Below are 13,981 nucleotides of genomic sequence, written 5' to 3' on the forward strand. Positions count from 1 at the left end.
CGCCGCCGGGCGTGCGCGGCGCCCCGCCGCTTCAGCGGATTTGAAGGACTCGCACAAGCCGGGGCCACCCACGCGCCCCGGCGGGCGGTTACCATCACGCACCGATTTCCTGCCGTGCCGCAACTGCCCCATGACCTTTGTCGTGACGGATGCCTGCATCCAGTGCCGCCATACCGATTGCGTCGACGTCTGCCCGATGTCGTGCTTCCACGAAGGGCCGAACTTCCTGGCCATCGATCCCGACCAATGCATCGACTGCTCGATGTGCGTGCCGTTATGCCCCGTGGGCGCGATCTATTCCGAGCATGACCTGCCCGCGGACCAGCGCCATTTCCTCGCGCTCAACGCCGAGCTGTCGCGGCGGCCGGACTGGCTGCCGCTGATGCAGGCGAAAGGACCGCTGCCGGACCACGCGCAGTGGGCCGGCCATCCCGACCGCCTGTCGTTGCTGCGGCGCTAGTGCCGCGGCGTGCCGCGGTCGTCGTCACGGTAGTCCGGGAAGGCTTCCGGCAAGGTCTGCACGGTGCCGGTCAGGGTGCCGTCATAGCCGGGCAGCGCATTGACGCGCAGGCGGAAGGCCTCGCTGGTCAGCGCCCCGACCGCGCCGGCCAGCGCCGCGCTGCGCAGCTTGGCGCGCTCGATCGCAAAGAAGTAGCGTTCCTTGAGCACCGGCACGAAAGCCAGCCCGAAGCGCCGCGCCGCGGTTTCGACGCCGAAGCCCACGTCAGCCATGCCGCTGCCGATGTAAGCGGCCACCGCGGCGTGGGTGAATTCCCCGTTGCTGTAGCCCTCGATGCGCGCGCCGTCGATGCCGCGCGCCGCCAGCATCAGGTCCAGCAGCAGCCGCGTGCCTGAGCCCACCTGGCGGTTGACGAAGCGCACGTCGCGCCGGGTCAGGTCCTCGAGCGTATGGATGCCAAGCGGGTTGCCCGGCCGCACGAACAGCCCCTGGCTGCGCACCGCCAGGTGCACCAGGCAGTGGGTCTCGGGCTTGAGCCAGGTGGTGAAGTGGCGCCACATGCCGTGCTCGAACTCGCCCACCGGCACATGGAAGCCGGCGATGTCGCAGGCGCCTTCGGCCAGCGCCGCCACGGCCTCGACGCTGCCGCAGTACTTCAGGTCGTGCCGCACCTGCTGCTCGTCGAGGAAGTCGCGCAGCGCCGCCACCGCGAAGCCGTGGCTGGCATGCAGCCGCGCCGTCGCCTCGGGCTGCGCCATCAGCTTCTTCAGCTCGATCTCCAGCTCGGACGCGAGGCTGTCCAGCGTCGGCGACAGCCGCGCGCCGATACGCTTGCTGGCCCACACCAGTTGCTGCGCCAGCGGCGTCAGCGCGCTGCCGCGTCCGCGCGTCTTGTCGATCAGCGGTCCGCCGAACAGCGCCTCGGCATCGCGCAGGATGCCCCAGGCATAGCGGTACGACAGCGACACCGCCTGGGCCGACTGGCTGATGCTGCCGGATTCGCCGATATCGCCGAGCAGGGCCACCAGCCGCGACACGTCCAGCGGCGCGCCACCCGGCAGGGCGTCGTCCCGGATTTGCAGGTGGGGTTGGATCGAGATGCGGATCATATGTAGAAAATAGCTTATTGAAGGGCCGCTGTCACTCCAATATAGTCCGCCTAACGGGCGAAACGGCGAACGGGTAGCCCGGAAATAGGAAAAAAATAGCATATAAGCGGGATCCGGCAGGCACTTCGGCCGGTCCTGGCGAGCCCTCACAGGAGACGCCATGCCAGACATCGCCACCCACGCACCCCGTGCTTCCGGTGCCCCGGCATCCCCCGATGCCGCGCACATCGCCGCCATTGTCGCGGCCCGCCAGCACATGCCGGGCGCCTTGCTGCCGATCCTGCACGAGATCCAGGCCACCCAGGGCTTTATTCCCGACACCGCCGTGCCGGTGATCGCGCGCGCGCTGAACCTGTCGCGCGCCGAGGTGCACGGCGTGATCACCTTCTACCATCACTTCCGCCAGCAGCCCGCCGGCCGCCATGTGGTGCAGGTGTGCCGCGCCGAAGCGTGCCAGGCCGTCGGCGCCGAGGCGCTGGCCGCGCACGCGCAGCGCGCGCTCGGCTGCGGCTTCCACGAAACCAGCGCGGACGGGCAGGTGACGCTGGAGCCGGTCTATTGCCTGGGCCAGTGCGCCTGCGGCCCGGCGGTGATGGTCGGCGAGCAGCTGCACGGCCATGTCGATGCCGCACGCTTCGACGCACTGGTGCGCGCGCTGCGCGCGCCGTCCACCCCGGCACAAGCGGAGGCCCAGGCATGAGCACCGTCACCACCCTGTTCGTGCCGCGCGACTCCACCGCGCTGGCGCTGGGCGCCGACGAGGTCGCGCGCACGATCGCCAGCGCAGCCGCTGCGCGCGGCGAGTCGGTGCGCATCGTGCGCAACGGTTCGCGCGGCATGTTCTGGCTCGAGCCGCTGGTGGAGGTGCAGACCCCCGCCGGCCGCGTGGCCTACGGCCCGGTCAGCGCGGCCGACGTGCCGGGCCTGTTCGATGCCGGCCTGCTGCGGGGCGGCGCGCACACGCTGGCGCAAGGCCTGACCGAAGAGATCCCGTTCCTGAAGCAGCAGGAGCGCCTGACCTTTGCCCGCATCGGCATCACCGACCCGCTGTCGCTGGACGACTACCGCGCGCACGAGGGCTTCGCCGGCCTGGAGCGGGCCCTGTCGATGGCGCCCGCCGAAATCGTTCAGGAAGTCACCGACTCCGGCCTGCGCGGCCGCGGCGGCGCCGCCTTCCCGACCGGCATCAAGTGGAAGACCGTGCTCGGCGCACAGTCCGCCGTCAAGTACATCGTCTGCAATGCCGACGAGGGCGACTCGGGCACCTTCTCCGACCGCATGGTGATGGAAGACGACCCCTTCATGCTGATCGAAGGCATGACCATCGCCGGCCTGGCAGTGGGCGCCGAACAGGGCTACATCTACTGCCGCTCCGAATACCCGCACGCGATCGCCGTGCTGGAAAGCGCGATCGGCATCGCCAGCGCCGCAGGCTGGCTCGGCGACGACATCCGCGGCAGCGGCAAGCGCTTCCGTCTCGAGGTGCGCAAGGGCGCCGGCGCCTATGTCTGCGGCGAGGAAACCGCGCTGCTGGAAAGCCTGGAAGGCCGGCGCGGCGTGGTGCGCGCCAAGCCGCCGCTGCCCGCGCTCAAGGGGCTGTTCGGCCAGCCCACGGTGATCAACAACGTGATCTCGCTGGCCACGGTGCCGGTGATCCTGGCGCGCGGCGCGCAGTTCTACCGCGATTTCGGCATGGGCCGCTCGCGCGGCACGCTGCCGTTCCAGCTGGCCGGCAACATCCGGCGCGGGGGGCTGGTGGAGAAGGCGTTCGGCGTCACGCTGCGCGAACTGCTGATCGATTACGGCGGCGGCACCCGCAGCGGCCGCGCCATCCGCGCGGTGCAGGTGGGCGGGCCGCTGGGCGCCTACCTGCCCGAATCGCGCTTCGACGTGCCGCTCGACTACGAAGCCTATGCCGCGTTCGGCGGCGTGGTTGGCCACGGCGGCATCGTGGTGTTCGACGAGACCGTCGACATGGCCAGGCAGGCGCGCTACGCGATGGAGTTCTGCGCGATCGAATCGTGCGGCAAATGCACCCCGTGCCGGATCGGCTCGACCCGCGGCGTCGAGGTGATGGACCGCATCATTGCCGGCGAGCAGCCGGTCAGGCACGTCAAGCTGGTGCGCGACCTGTGCGACACCATGCTCAACGGCTCGCTGTGCGCGATGGGCGGCATGACGCCTTACCCGGTGCTGTCCGCGCTGAACGAATTCCCCGAGGACTTCGGCCTCGCATCCAATCCGGCCAGGGCCGCCTGAGCCAGGTCCGCCAGAGACACGGGAGACAAACCGCCATGAACGCCCGCAACGAGATTGATTTCGGCACGCCCGCCAGCCCCTCGACCGACATGGTCACCCTGGAGGTCGACGGCGTCAGCGTCACCGTGCCGGCCGGCACCTCGGTGATGCGCGCCGCGATGGAGGCGCAGATCGCCGTGCCCAAGCTGTGCGCCACCGACAGCCTGGAAGCGTTCGGCTCATGCCGGCTGTGCCTGGTCGAGATCGAGGGACGGCGCGGCTATCCGGCCTCGTGCACCACGCCGGTGGAAGCCGGCATGAAGGTGAAGACCCAGAGCGACAAGCTCGCCGACCTGCGCCGCGGCGTGATGGAGCTGTATATCTCCGACCACCCGCTCGATTGCCTGACCTGCCCCACCAACGGCAACTGCGAGCTGCAGGACATGGCCGGCGTGGTCGGCCTGCGCGAAGTGCGCTACCACGACGGCGGCCCGCAAGCCGCCTCGAGCGTGCCGACCGCCACGCACACGCGGATGGAGAAGGACGAGTCCAATCCCTACTTCACCTACGACCCTTCCAAGTGCATCGTCTGCAACCGCTGCGTGCGCGCCTGCGAGGAAACCCAGGGCACCTTCGCGCTGACCATCAGCGGCCGCGGCTTCGAGTCGCGCGTATCGCCCGGCACCAGCCAGCCGTTCATGGAGTCGGACTGCGTCTCGTGCGGCGCCTGCGTGCAGGCCTGCCCGACCGCGACGCTGACCGAAACGTCCATCATCAAGCTGGGCCAGCCTTCGCACAGCACCGTGACCACCTGCGCCTATTGCGGCGTGGGCTGTTCGTTCAAGGCCGAGATGAAGGGCAATGAAGTGGTGCGCATGGTGCCGTACAAGGACGGCAAGGCCAACGAGGGCCACGCCTGCGTCAAGGGCCGCTTTGCCTGGGGCTACGCCACCCACAAGGACCGCATCCTCAAGCCGATGATCCGGGCGAAGATCACCGACCCGTGGCGCGAGGTGTCGTGGGAAGAGGCGATCGACTATGCCGCGTCGGAGTTCAAGCGCATCCAGGCACAGCACGGCAAGGACTCGATCGGCGGCATCGTCTCGTCGCGCTGCACCAACGAAGAGGGTTACCTGGTGCAGAAGCTGGTGCGCGCCGCGTTCGGCAACAACAACGTCGACACCTGCGCGCGCGTGTGTCATTCGCCGACCGGCTACGGGCTGAAGCAGACCCTGGGCGAATCGGCCGGCACGCAGACCTTCAAGTCGGTCGAGAAGGCCGACGTGATCATGGTGATCGGCGCCAACCCGACCGACGGCCACCCCGTGTTCGCCTCGCGCATGAAGAAGCGCCTGCGCGCCGGCGCAAAGCTGATCGTGGTCGACCCGCGCCGCATCGACCTGGTCGATTCGCCGCATATCCGCGCCGACTTCCACCTGCAGCTGCGCCCGGGCACCAACGTCGCCCTGGTGACCTCGCTGGCGCACGTGATCGTCACCGAAGGCCTGCTCAACGAAGCCTTTATCGCGGAGCGCTGCGAGGACCGCGCGTTCGGACAGTGGCGCGACTTTGTCGCGCTGCCGGAGAACTCGCCCGAGGCCATGGAGAGCGTCACCGGCATCCCCGCCGACCAGCTGCGCGGCGCGGCGCGCCTGTACGCCACCGGCGGCAACGCGGCGATCTACTACGGCCTGGGCGTGACCGAGCACGCGCAAGGCTCGACCACCGTGATGGGCATCGCCAACCTCGCCATGGCCACCGGCAATATCGGCCGGGAGGGCGTGGGCGTGAACCCGCTGCGCGGGCAGAACAACGTGCAGGGCTCGTGCGATATCGGCTCGTTCCCGCATGAGCTGCCGGGCTATCGCCATGTGTCGGACTCGACCGTGCGCGGCCTGTTCGAGGATGCCTGGAATGTCGAGATCAGCCCCGAGCCGGGCCTGCGCATCCCCAACATGTTCGAGGCGGCGCTGGCGGGCAGCTTCAAGGGCCTGTACTGCCAGGGCGAGGACATCGTGCAGTCGGACCCGAACACGCAGCACGTGTCCGAGGCGCTGTCGTCGATGGAATGCATCGTGGTGCAGGACATCTTCCTGAACGAGACCGCCAAGTACGCGCACGTGTTCCTGCCGGGCTCGTCGTTCCTGGAGAAGGACGGCACCTTCACCAACGCCGAGCGCCGCATCTCGCGCGTGCGCAAGGTGATGCCGCCCAAGGCGCGCTATGCCGACTGGGAGGCCACCATGCTGCTGGCCAACGCGCTCGGCTACCCGATGGACTACCAGCATCCGTCGGAGATCATGGACGAGATCGCGCGGCTGACGCCGACCTTCGCCGGCGTCAGCTACCAGCGCCTGGAACAGCTGGGCAGCATCCAGTGGCCGTGCAATGCCGACGCGCCGGAAGGCACGCCGACCATGCATATCGATGCCTTCGTGCGCGGCAAGGGCAAGTTCATCATCACCAGGTACGTGCCCACCACCGAGAAGATCACGCGCGCCTTCCCGCTGATCCTGACCACCGGGCGCATCCTGTCGCAGTACAACGTCGGCGCGCAGACGCGGCGCACCGATAACGTCCACTGGCATGCCGAGGACCGGCTCGAGATCCACCCGCACGATGCCGAAGAGCGCGGCATCAAGGACGGCGACTGGGTCGGGGTGCAGAGCCGCGCCGGCGACACCGTGCTGCGCGCCATCGTCAGCGAGCGCATGCAGCCGGGCGTGGTCTACACCACCTTCCACTTTCCCGAGTCCGGCGCCAACGTGATCACCACCGACAACTCCGACTGGGCCACCAATTGCCCGGAGTACAAGGTCACCGCGGTGCAGGTGCTGCCGGTGGCGCAGCCGTCGGCATGGCAGCGCCAGTACCAGGACTTCAACGCCACGCAGCTGCGGCTGCTGGAGGCGGCCAGCGCCGATCCGGCGCAGGCCGCGGGCTGAGCGGAGGGCCATGCGATGATGCGCTGCATGCAGTCGCCGGAGCGCGATCCGGCCGCGGCGGAGGACGCCGCAACCCCCACCCACAGCACCTTCGCGGTCAACCGCTGGCGCGGTGGCGAGCTGATGCTGGGACCCGACGAGGTGGCCGAGGAGGTGCCGGTGGCGCTGGAGTACAACGGCATCTCGCATGCGGTGATGCTGGCGACGCCGGCCGACCTGGAAGATTTCGCGCTCGGCTTCAGCCTCAGCGAGGGCATCGTCGGCGGCGCGCGCGAAGTCTACGATATCGAGACCGACACCCGCGCGCACGGCATCGCCGTGCGGCTGGAGATCGCCTCGGCCGCCTTCATGCGGCTCAAGGACCGGCGCCGCACGCTGGCCGGCCGCACCGGCTGCGGGCTATGCGGCACCGAATCGCTGGAACAGGTGATGCGGGCCCCCGCGCCGGTGCAGAGCACGGCGAGCTTCCACACCGACGTGATCCAGGCCGCCTTCGTCCAGTTGCAGCTGCGCCAGGCCCTGCAGCGCCATACCGGCGCGACCCACGCCGCCGCCTGGCTGCGCGCCGACGGCCATGTCTCGCTGGTGCGCGAGGACGTGGGCCGCCACAACGCGCTCGACAAGCTGGCCGGCGCGCTCGCGCGCAGCGGCGAGGACATCGCCACTGGCGCGGTGCTGGTCACCAGCCGGGCCAGCTACGAAATGGTGCTGAAGACCGCCGCCATCGGCGCCGGCGTGCTGGCGGCAGTGTCGGCGCCGACGGCGCTGGCGGTGCGGCTGGCCGGGCAAAGCAATGTCACGCTGGCCGGGTTCGTGCGCGCCGGCGCGCACGTGGTCTATGCCCATCCACAACGCCTGCAGCACGGCCTGCAGCACGAAGCGAGCCTCGCATGAACGTCGAGAACCTGATCACCATGGCCAACCAGATCGGCAGCTTCTTCGAGGCGATGCCCGATCGCGACGAGGCGGTCTCCGATATCGCCGGGCATATCAAGCGCTTCTGGGAGCCGCGCATGCGCAGGGCGTTGCTGGGGCATGTCGACAGCGAATCCGGCATCGGGCTGGATGCGATCGTGCAGGAGGCGCTGGCGCGGCACCGGAGCGTGCTGGAATAGCGAGGCCTGGCAGCGACCGACAACCGCCAGCGCCGGGCGTCAGCTGTTGCCGCTGCTGCCGTATTCCAGCTGCGGATACCAGTCGCCACCGCGGCCTTCCGGAGTGGTATCCAGCAGCGTCCAGAGCGGGTCGAGGTCCGGCGCGCCGCGCGGGTCCTGTCCGGGGTCCGACGTGAGGGCGTACATCTCGCCGCTCCAGAAGTGCCGGATCTTGCCGTCGCGGCGCGTGAAGACCGAGTAGCCGGGCACGTCGGCGTCTTCCGGGCTGACATAGTCGCGCGTGAAGGCGCCGTCGACGTCGGCATAGACCTTGAGCTTCGTCCAGCCGCGCTCTTGCTTCGCCTGCAGCAAGCGCTCGACCGGCGAGCGGGCGATCATCGCCAGCGCCACGCGCTGCTCGATATCCGGCACCTTGTGGTCCCACGATGCCATCACCGAGGTGCACATCGGGCAAGGCCGTTCGCGCTGCGGCCCGAACATGTAGCTGTAGACGACCAGGGTGTCCTTGTCGCCGAACAGGTCTTCCAGCGTCACGGGACCGTGTTCGCCCTGGAAGGTATAGCGCCTGGTGACTTCGCCGCCGGGCGGCAACTGGCGGCGTTGCGCGGCGACGCGTTCGATATGCCGCCGCAGTTCGATCTCTTCGGCCAGCAGCGCATTGCGGGCCTTGCGGTACTCGGCACTTTCGTTGGGGAAATGAACCGGATTGCGTTGCGCCAGTTCCGTAGCCGGGGTGAGTGTTGACGTGGCTTCCATGTCGGCCCTCCTTGTCAGGCTAGCTCTCGGAATCGCCATGCCAGGTGCGCTGCCCGCCACCAGGCGTGGCCCACGGATGGCATGGCCCGTCATGGTTGGTGCCCGCCCGGCAGGGAATCGTTCCCGCGCGCGAGGTCCCGGGGCGTCACTTCAGGCGCAAAGGCTCCAGCAGGGCGCCGTCATACTCGCCGCGCGAGATCCGCCCCAGCTCCAGCATGCGTTGCAGGATATACACCTGCCGCTGGCGCGCGCGCCGGGGATTGGCCACCGGGTTGTTCGCCGAGGGCGCCTTGGGCAGGCCCGCCAGCATCGCGCACTCGGCCAGCGTCAGCTGGTCCAGCCGCTTGCCGAAGTAAGTCTGGGCGGCATCGGCAAAGCCATAGGCGCCCTGTCCCAGGTAGATCTTGTTCAGGTACAGCTCGAGGATCTCGTCCTTGCCGAGGGCCTTTTCGATCCGATAGGACAGCAGCACCTCGTACAGCTTGCGCGTGTAGGTCTTCTCGCGCGACAGGTAGAAATTGCGCGCCACCTGCATGGTGATGGTCGACGCCCCCTGCGACAGCTCATCCGACAGGTTGGCGACGCCCGCGCGGATGACGCCGACGTAGTCGATGCCGTCATGCAGGTAGAAGCGTTCGTCCTCGATCGCCACCACCGCTTCGGTCAGCGGACGCGGCATCTTGCCGATGGGCACGTAGTCCGGCGTGTCGCGGAAGGCGGTAAGCGCGTCGAGCGACGGCAGCTGCCGGTTGGCGGCGAGGATGGCGATGGCGGCCAGCAGCGCGCCGCCGATCGCGGCGAGCAGCAGCAGCTTGAGCAGGGGGGAGCAGAGGCGTTTCATGGCGCGTATTGTGCCAGCCGCCGCGCCGCCGGCGCGAGCCTGCGGGTTTGCTTACACCCAGCCCAGCCAGCGCCAGTAGGTCGCGGCGAACAGCAGCATCATGGCGTAGCCGATGATCGTGACCGGGATGCCGATGCGCGCGAACTGGCGCCCGTTGAAGGTCTCGGTGCCCAGGCACACCATGTTCTGCGGCGCGTTGATCGGCAGGATAAAGCCGAAGCTGACGGTAAAGCCGAGCAGCATGGTGATGCCGACGCGGTTGATATCGCCGGGCAGGGTCTGCAGCACCGAGATCAGGATCGGCAGCAGCGCCGCGGTCAGCGCGGTGGCGCTGGCGAAGCCCAGGTGGATCAGGATCAGGAAGGCCGCCAGGATCGCGAACGCCAGCAGCGCGCCATGCGCCGCCAGGCCCGAATGCGCAACCACGAACTGGCCCAGCCACTGCCCGGCCTGGGTCGACAGCAGCGCGGTGCCCAGGCTGATGCCGACCCCGAACACGATCAGCGTGCCCCACGGCGTGCGCTGCTGCATGGTCTTCCAGTCCATCACGCCGATGCGCGGCAGCATCAGGATCACCAGCCCGACGAAGGTCACGGTGGCGGTGTCAAAGCTGTGCAGCTTGCCTTCGGTGGCCCAGCACAGCAGCAGGCCCAGCGACACCGCCGCCAGCCGCTTCTGCGGGCCGCTCATCGGGCCGAGCGCGGACAGTTCGCGCTGCACCGCCTCCTTGCCGCCGGGAACGGCCTCGGTCTCGGCCGGCAGCAGCCAGCGCACCAGGACATAGAGCACCACCGACATCGCCACTGCCCAGGGCGCGCCCGCGATCAGCCATTGCAGCCAGGTGATGCGCTCGCCCAGCAGCTTGTCCATGAAGCCGACCGTCAACAGGTTCTGCGCGGCGGCGGTCTGGATGCCGACGTTCCAGATGCTGGTGGCCTGCGCCACCGTGATCATGATGCCGGCGGCGATATTGGATTTCTTGTCGACCCCGAACGCGGCGATCACGCCCATCATGATCGGCACCACGCAGGCGCTGCGCGCGGTGGCGCTCGGCACCACCAGGCTCAGCGCGATGGTGACCGCGATGGTGCCAATCAGGATGCGGCGCGTGCTGGTGCCGATCGCCGACAGCGTCACCAGGGCGATGCGCCGGTCGAGCCCGGTGACGGTCATCGCCGCGGAAATGAACAGCGCCGCCGCGACCAGCGCCAGCGCGGTATTGGAGAATCCAGCCAGCGCCATGCCCAGCGCCTTCGAGGTGCCGTACTGCACCGAGGGGTCGTTCACGGTCGGGGCAAAGCCGATCAGCCCGGCCATCAGCGAGGTGATCATGATGGCGCTGGCTTCGTACGACACCGCCTCGGTGATCCACACCACGATGGCGAACGCCAGGATCGCCAGCATGCGCTGGCCGGCAATGGTGAGCCCGTCGGGCTGCGGCATCGCCAGCACCGCGATCAGCGCGGCGGCGGCCGCGAACAGGCCCCAGTGCAGGGTCAGCCTGGGTGCGGCCGCGGGTGTGGCCGCGGCCGGGGCGGCGGGGGCGGGCGGCTGGGAGGCGGGAAGTTCTGGCATTGCCGACATTCCTTGTAGTTCGACCTGCCTGAAATTTTCCGGCGCGCGGCGGGCGATGTCGAGGACCGGGCCGGGATAGTTACGCCCGTCATGCCCAAGATCAAGGCGAGGGCAGATCGCTGGATTCTCTGGCCACCGCATGCGTCATACCAGTGACAGGCTCGTGATACAAGGCGTGGGCGGCAGTTCGCATGATCCGACACCGCGCCGCGCCGGGGCGCGTGATGCACGAGCCGGAGTGATCTGAAATAATTGGAGCTGACCATGAAGGTTTTGGTACGCGGTCTCAAGGCCGGGCTGGACCCGGCGGCGCTGCGCAAGGCGCTGGCACGGTATGCGAAGATCCGTTCGGTGGAGCTGGTCGAGGCAGGCGACCCCAGGCATCCCTGGGCCTGGGTCGATATCGATGCCAGCCCGCTGGCGGTATGGAAGCTGGTGGCGCGGCTGGACCGGCGCTATATCGCCGGCTGCCACCTGCACTGGCATGTGCCGGCGTACCGCGCGCGCTGAAACGCCCGCACCGGTACCGGCGCGCCTGGCAACGACAATCTGGAACGAACAATGCTCAAGTGGCTTCAACGCGCGGCCTGTCCGCATGCCCTCGCGGCCATGCCGCCAACCCCGGCGGCGACCGGCGCCGCGCCGGACCTGCAAGACCTGGTGTTCGAGCGCATCAGCAACGCGCGCGACCTGGGCGGACTGGTGGGCGCGGAAGGGCGCCGCGTGCGCTGCGGCCGCCTCTACCGCAGCGGCAATCCGGCGCTGGCAAGCGCCGCCGACCTGCAGCGGCTGCAGGCGCTCGGCCTCGACATGGTGGTGGATTTCCGCTCGCCCGGCGAGAAGTCGCCGGGCGAAGCGGCCTTCGGCCAGCGCTTCCGCTGGCAGGCGGTGCCGGTGCTGGAAGGCAGCATGGCGATGGATGTGCTGATGCCGCGCCTGCGCGCCAGCACGCCGGCGCAGATGGATGCCTTCATGCTCGAGGTGTACCGCGATTTCCCGGTGCGCTACCGCGCCGCCTTCGGTGGCTTCATGCAGACCGTGCAGGGCGGCCAGACCCTGCTGTTCCACTGCACCGCGGGCAAGGACCGCACCGGCTTTGCCGCGCTGCTGTTGCTGGCCGCGCTGGGCGTCGGCCAGGACGACATCCTGGCCAACTACCTGGAATCGAACCAGCGCAACGCGCAGTTCAATGCGGCCGCGCTGGCGCAGATGGCCGGGCTTGGCATCGATGCCGCGGTGATGATGCCGCTGCTGGAAGTCCGCGCCAGCTATCTCGACGCGTCGATGCAGGCCATCGACGCGGGCTGGGGCAGCGTCGGCAACTACCTGCGCGATGCGCTGCAGGTCGATGTCGCGCAGCTGCGCGCGCACTACCTGGCCGGCTGAGCCGCGGACTCACAGGCGGTGGCGCGCGCGATCCCGCAATCGGATTACCATAACCCCGTTTCAGACCTTATTGAGGTGCCGGCCAGCGGCGCCCGACCGCCAATGCTTGAACTCCAGGGAGCCATCTGGTTCCGCTCCGGCTCGCAGGACTGGGGCGGCAAGGACCGCATCGCGCTGCTCGCCGCCATCGGCGAGCACGGCTCGATCACGGCCGCCGCGCGCGCCGTCGGCATCAGCTACAAGGCGGCGTGGGACGCCATCGATGCGATGAACAACAGTGCCGGCGAGGCGCTGGTGGTGCGCGCCGCCGGCGGCAAGGGCGGCGGCGGCACGCGCCTCACCGCGCGCGGCGAACAGCTGATCCGCACCTATCGCGCGCTCGAAGACGAGCACCGGCGCTTTGTCGCGCAGCTGTCGCGGCTGGGCGAGGGCGTGGCCGACGATATCCACCTGATGAGGCGAATGATGATCAAGACCAGTGCGCGCAACAAGCTGTTCGGACGAGTGGCCAGCGTCAAGGGCGGCGCGGTCAACGACGAGGTGGTGCTGGAGCTGGCCGGCGGGCAGCGCATCGTCGCCACCATCACGCACGAGAGTGTCGAGACGCTGGAACTGGCCGAGGGCGTGGAGGCGTTTGCGCTGATCAAGGCGTCGTCGGTGCTGGTGGGGCTGCCGGAACCGGGCATGCGGCTGTCGGCGCGCAACCAGCTGGCGGGCGTGGTGGCGCGCGTGATGCCCGGCGCGGTGAACGCCGAGGTGGTGATCGAACTCGACGGCGGCGGCACGGTGGCGGCCATCGTCACCAACGGCAGCGTCGAGGCGCTGGGGCTGCAGGCCGGCGTGGCCGCGGTGGCGGTGTTCAAGGCCTCGAGCGTGATCCTCGGCGTGGTGGGGTAGACCCTGCGTGCAATAATAGCCGCCCCAAAAGCATGTCGTTCCTCCCGCAATGCACGCCGCGCTGGCTGGCTTTTCCCTCGGTCTCTCCCTGATTCTTGCCATCGGTTCCCAGAATGCTTTCGTGCTGCGGCAAGGCCTGCGGCGGGAGCATGTGTTCTGGGTCTGCCTGGTGTGCGCGCTGTCGGACGCGCTGCTGATCCTGCTGGGCGTGTCCGGCTTCGCCGTGATGATCCGCACGCTGCCGTGGCTGGGCGCGGCGATGCGCTATGGCGGCGCGGCCTTCCTGGTCTGGTATGGCGCGCGCAGCTTCATCGTGGCGTGGCGCTCGAACGCGGTGCTGGACCCGAGCGATGCCGCATCGCGGCCGCTGGCGCAGACGCTGGCCGTATGCCTGGCCTTCACCTGGCTGAATCCGCATGTGTACCTCGACACGGTGATGCTGATCGGTTCGGTGTCGACCCAGTTCGCGGGCAACACGCGTGAATTCGCCGCGGGTGCCATGACCGCGTCGTTCCTGTTCTTTTTTGCGCTGGGCTATGGCGCGGCGCTGCTGCGGCCGGTGTTTGCGCGGCCGCGGGCGTGGCAGGTGCTGGAGGTGGTGATCGGCATCACCATGTGGGTGATTGCCGCGCGTTTGCTGATGGGTTGAACCGAAGGAG

The 13,981-nt window shown here is 68.9% G+C and carries 14 protein-coding genes; 10 read left to right on the forward strand and 4 right to left on the reverse strand.

Annotation, left to right across the window (positions count from 1 at the left end; translation table 11 throughout):
• Window positions 1-130: 130 nt before the first annotated feature.
• Window positions 131-460, forward strand: coding sequence for a ferredoxin FdxA (fdxA, locus tag CBM2586_RS02975; RefSeq protein ID WP_115662902.1), 330 nt, complete (start codon window positions 131-133; stop codon window positions 458-460).
• Here the strand turns inward: fdxA and CBM2586_RS02980 are convergent.
• Complete coding sequence (locus CBM2586_RS02980) at window positions 457-1,569, reverse strand: substrate-binding domain-containing protein (RefSeq protein WP_115686775.1); 1,113 nt, start codon at window positions 1,567-1,569, stop codon at window positions 457-459. The genes fdxA and CBM2586_RS02980 overlap by 4 nt on opposite strands.
• A gap of 160 nt (window positions 1,570-1,729) precedes the next feature.
• Between CBM2586_RS02980 and CBM2586_RS02985 the strand changes: the two genes are divergently transcribed.
• From CBM2586_RS02985 to CBM2586_RS03005, 5 genes are read left to right on the forward strand one after another with little or no spacing between them, the layout of a single operon-like run.
• Window positions 1,730-2,269: a formate dehydrogenase subunit gamma gene (locus CBM2586_RS02985; protein ID WP_115686776.1), complete on the forward strand. Its 540-nt coding sequence runs from the start codon at window positions 1,730-1,732 to the stop codon at window positions 2,267-2,269.
• A complete protein-coding gene (locus CBM2586_RS02990) occupies window positions 2,266-3,828 on the forward strand; it encodes a formate dehydrogenase beta subunit (protein ID WP_115662899.1) in 1,563 nt (520 codons plus the stop codon). Before CBM2586_RS02985 ends, CBM2586_RS02990 begins: the two co-directional genes overlap by 4 nt.
• A gap of 35 nt (window positions 3,829-3,863) precedes the next feature.
• Entirely contained in the window at window positions 3,864-6,752 is a 2,889-nt protein-coding gene (gene fdhF / locus CBM2586_RS02995; RefSeq protein WP_115662898.1) for a formate dehydrogenase subunit alpha, read from the forward strand.
• A gap of 15 nt (window positions 6,753-6,767) precedes the next feature.
• A complete protein-coding gene (fdhD, locus tag CBM2586_RS03000; RefSeq protein WP_115662897.1) occupies window positions 6,768-7,646 on the forward strand; it encodes a formate dehydrogenase accessory sulfurtransferase FdhD in 879 nt (292 codons plus the stop codon).
• Window positions 7,643-7,867, forward strand: coding sequence for a formate dehydrogenase subunit delta (locus CBM2586_RS03005; protein ID WP_115662896.1), 225 nt, complete (start codon window positions 7,643-7,645; stop codon window positions 7,865-7,867). Before fdhD ends, CBM2586_RS03005 begins: the two co-directional genes overlap by 4 nt.
• Window positions 7,868-7,906: 39 nt before the next feature.
• Here the strand turns inward: CBM2586_RS03005 and CBM2586_RS03010 are convergent, their stop codons facing one another.
• The 3 genes from CBM2586_RS03010 to CBM2586_RS03020 all read right to left on the reverse strand — a co-directional run bounded on the left by CBM2586_RS03010 (window position 7,907) and on the right by CBM2586_RS03020 (window position 11,039).
• On the reverse strand, window positions 7,907-8,623 hold the full coding sequence (locus CBM2586_RS03010; protein WP_115662895.1) for a DUF899 family protein: 717 nt from the start codon (window positions 8,621-8,623) through the stop codon (window positions 7,907-7,909).
• Window positions 8,624-8,768: 145 nt separating this feature from the next.
• Window positions 8,769-9,464: a transglycosylase domain-containing protein gene (locus tag CBM2586_RS03015; RefSeq protein ID WP_115662894.1), complete on the reverse strand. Its 696-nt coding sequence runs from the start codon at window positions 9,462-9,464 to the stop codon at window positions 8,769-8,771.
• 51 nt (window positions 9,465-9,515) lie between these two features.
• The gene (locus CBM2586_RS03020; RefSeq protein WP_115662893.1) at window positions 9,516-11,039 is read right to left on the reverse strand and encodes a DASS family sodium-coupled anion symporter; all 1,524 of its coding nucleotides are present in this window, start codon (window positions 11,037-11,039) and stop codon (window positions 9,516-9,518) included.
• Between the two features lie 264 nt (window positions 11,040-11,303).
• On the opposite strand from CBM2586_RS03020, the gene CBM2586_RS03025 reads away from it, so the two are divergent.
• The 4 genes from CBM2586_RS03025 to CBM2586_RS03040 all read left to right on the forward strand — a co-directional run bounded on the left by CBM2586_RS03025 (window position 11,304) and on the right by CBM2586_RS03040 (window position 13,971).
• A complete protein-coding gene (locus CBM2586_RS03025; RefSeq protein ID WP_115663821.1) occupies window positions 11,304-11,549 on the forward strand; it encodes an RNA-binding protein in 246 nt (81 codons plus the stop codon).
• A 51-nt stretch (window positions 11,550-11,600) separates the two neighbouring features.
• Window positions 11,601-12,425 (forward strand): tyrosine-protein phosphatase, encoded by an 825-nt coding sequence (locus CBM2586_RS03030; protein WP_115686777.1) that lies wholly within the window; start codon window positions 11,601-11,603, stop codon window positions 12,423-12,425.
• Window positions 12,426-12,527: 102 nt separating this feature from the next.
• Entirely contained in the window at window positions 12,528-13,322 is a 795-nt protein-coding gene (locus CBM2586_RS03035) for a TOBE domain-containing protein (protein WP_115686778.1), read from the forward strand.
• 49 nt (window positions 13,323-13,371) lie between these two features.
• Window positions 13,372-13,971, forward strand: coding sequence for a LysE/ArgO family amino acid transporter (locus tag CBM2586_RS03040; protein ID WP_115686779.1), 600 nt, complete (start codon window positions 13,372-13,374; stop codon window positions 13,969-13,971).
• The last annotated feature ends 10 nt before the right edge of the window (window positions 13,972-13,981 follow it).

It is taken from the genome of Cupriavidus taiwanensis (assembly GCF_900250115.1).
GTDB classification, from domain to species: domain Bacteria; phylum Pseudomonadota; class Gammaproteobacteria; order Burkholderiales; family Burkholderiaceae; genus Cupriavidus; species Cupriavidus taiwanensis_B.

Excerpts from the sequence above, each read along its gene's own strand:
- fdxA (WP_115662902.1), top strand. The coding sequence starts at position 131 with ATGACCTTTGTCGTGACGGATGCCTGCATCCAGTGCCGCCATACCGAT.
- CBM2586_RS02980 (WP_115686775.1), bottom strand. The coding sequence starts at position 1,569 with ATGATCCGCATCTCGATCCAACCCCACCTGCAAATCCGGGACGACGCC.
- CBM2586_RS02985 (WP_115686776.1), top strand. The coding sequence starts at position 1,730 with ATGCCAGACATCGCCACCCACGCACCCCGTGCTTCCGGTGCCCCGGCA.
- CBM2586_RS02990 (WP_115662899.1), top strand. The coding sequence starts at position 2,266 with ATGAGCACCGTCACCACCCTGTTCGTGCCGCGCGACTCCACCGCGCTG.
- fdhF (WP_115662898.1), top strand. The coding sequence starts at position 3,864 with ATGAACGCCCGCAACGAGATTGATTTCGGCACGCCCGCCAGCCCCTCG.
- fdhD (WP_115662897.1), top strand. The coding sequence starts at position 6,768 with ATGATGCGCTGCATGCAGTCGCCGGAGCGCGATCCGGCCGCGGCGGAG.
- CBM2586_RS03005 (WP_115662896.1), top strand. The coding sequence starts at position 7,643 with ATGAACGTCGAGAACCTGATCACCATGGCCAACCAGATCGGCAGCTTC.
- CBM2586_RS03010 (WP_115662895.1), bottom strand. The coding sequence starts at position 8,623 with ATGGAAGCCACGTCAACACTCACCCCGGCTACGGAACTGGCGCAACGC.
- CBM2586_RS03015 (WP_115662894.1), bottom strand. The coding sequence starts at position 9,464 with ATGAAACGCCTCTGCTCCCCCCTGCTCAAGCTGCTGCTGCTCGCCGCG.
- CBM2586_RS03020 (WP_115662893.1), bottom strand. The coding sequence starts at position 11,039 with ATGCCAGAACTTCCCGCCTCCCAGCCGCCCGCCCCCGCCGCCCCGGCC.
- CBM2586_RS03025 (WP_115663821.1), top strand. The coding sequence starts at position 11,304 with ATGAAGGTTTTGGTACGCGGTCTCAAGGCCGGGCTGGACCCGGCGGCG.
- CBM2586_RS03030 (WP_115686777.1), top strand. The coding sequence starts at position 11,601 with ATGCTCAAGTGGCTTCAACGCGCGGCCTGTCCGCATGCCCTCGCGGCC.
- CBM2586_RS03035 (WP_115686778.1), top strand. The coding sequence starts at position 12,528 with ATGCTTGAACTCCAGGGAGCCATCTGGTTCCGCTCCGGCTCGCAGGAC.
- CBM2586_RS03040 (WP_115686779.1), top strand. The coding sequence starts at position 13,372 with ATGCACGCCGCGCTGGCTGGCTTTTCCCTCGGTCTCTCCCTGATTCTT.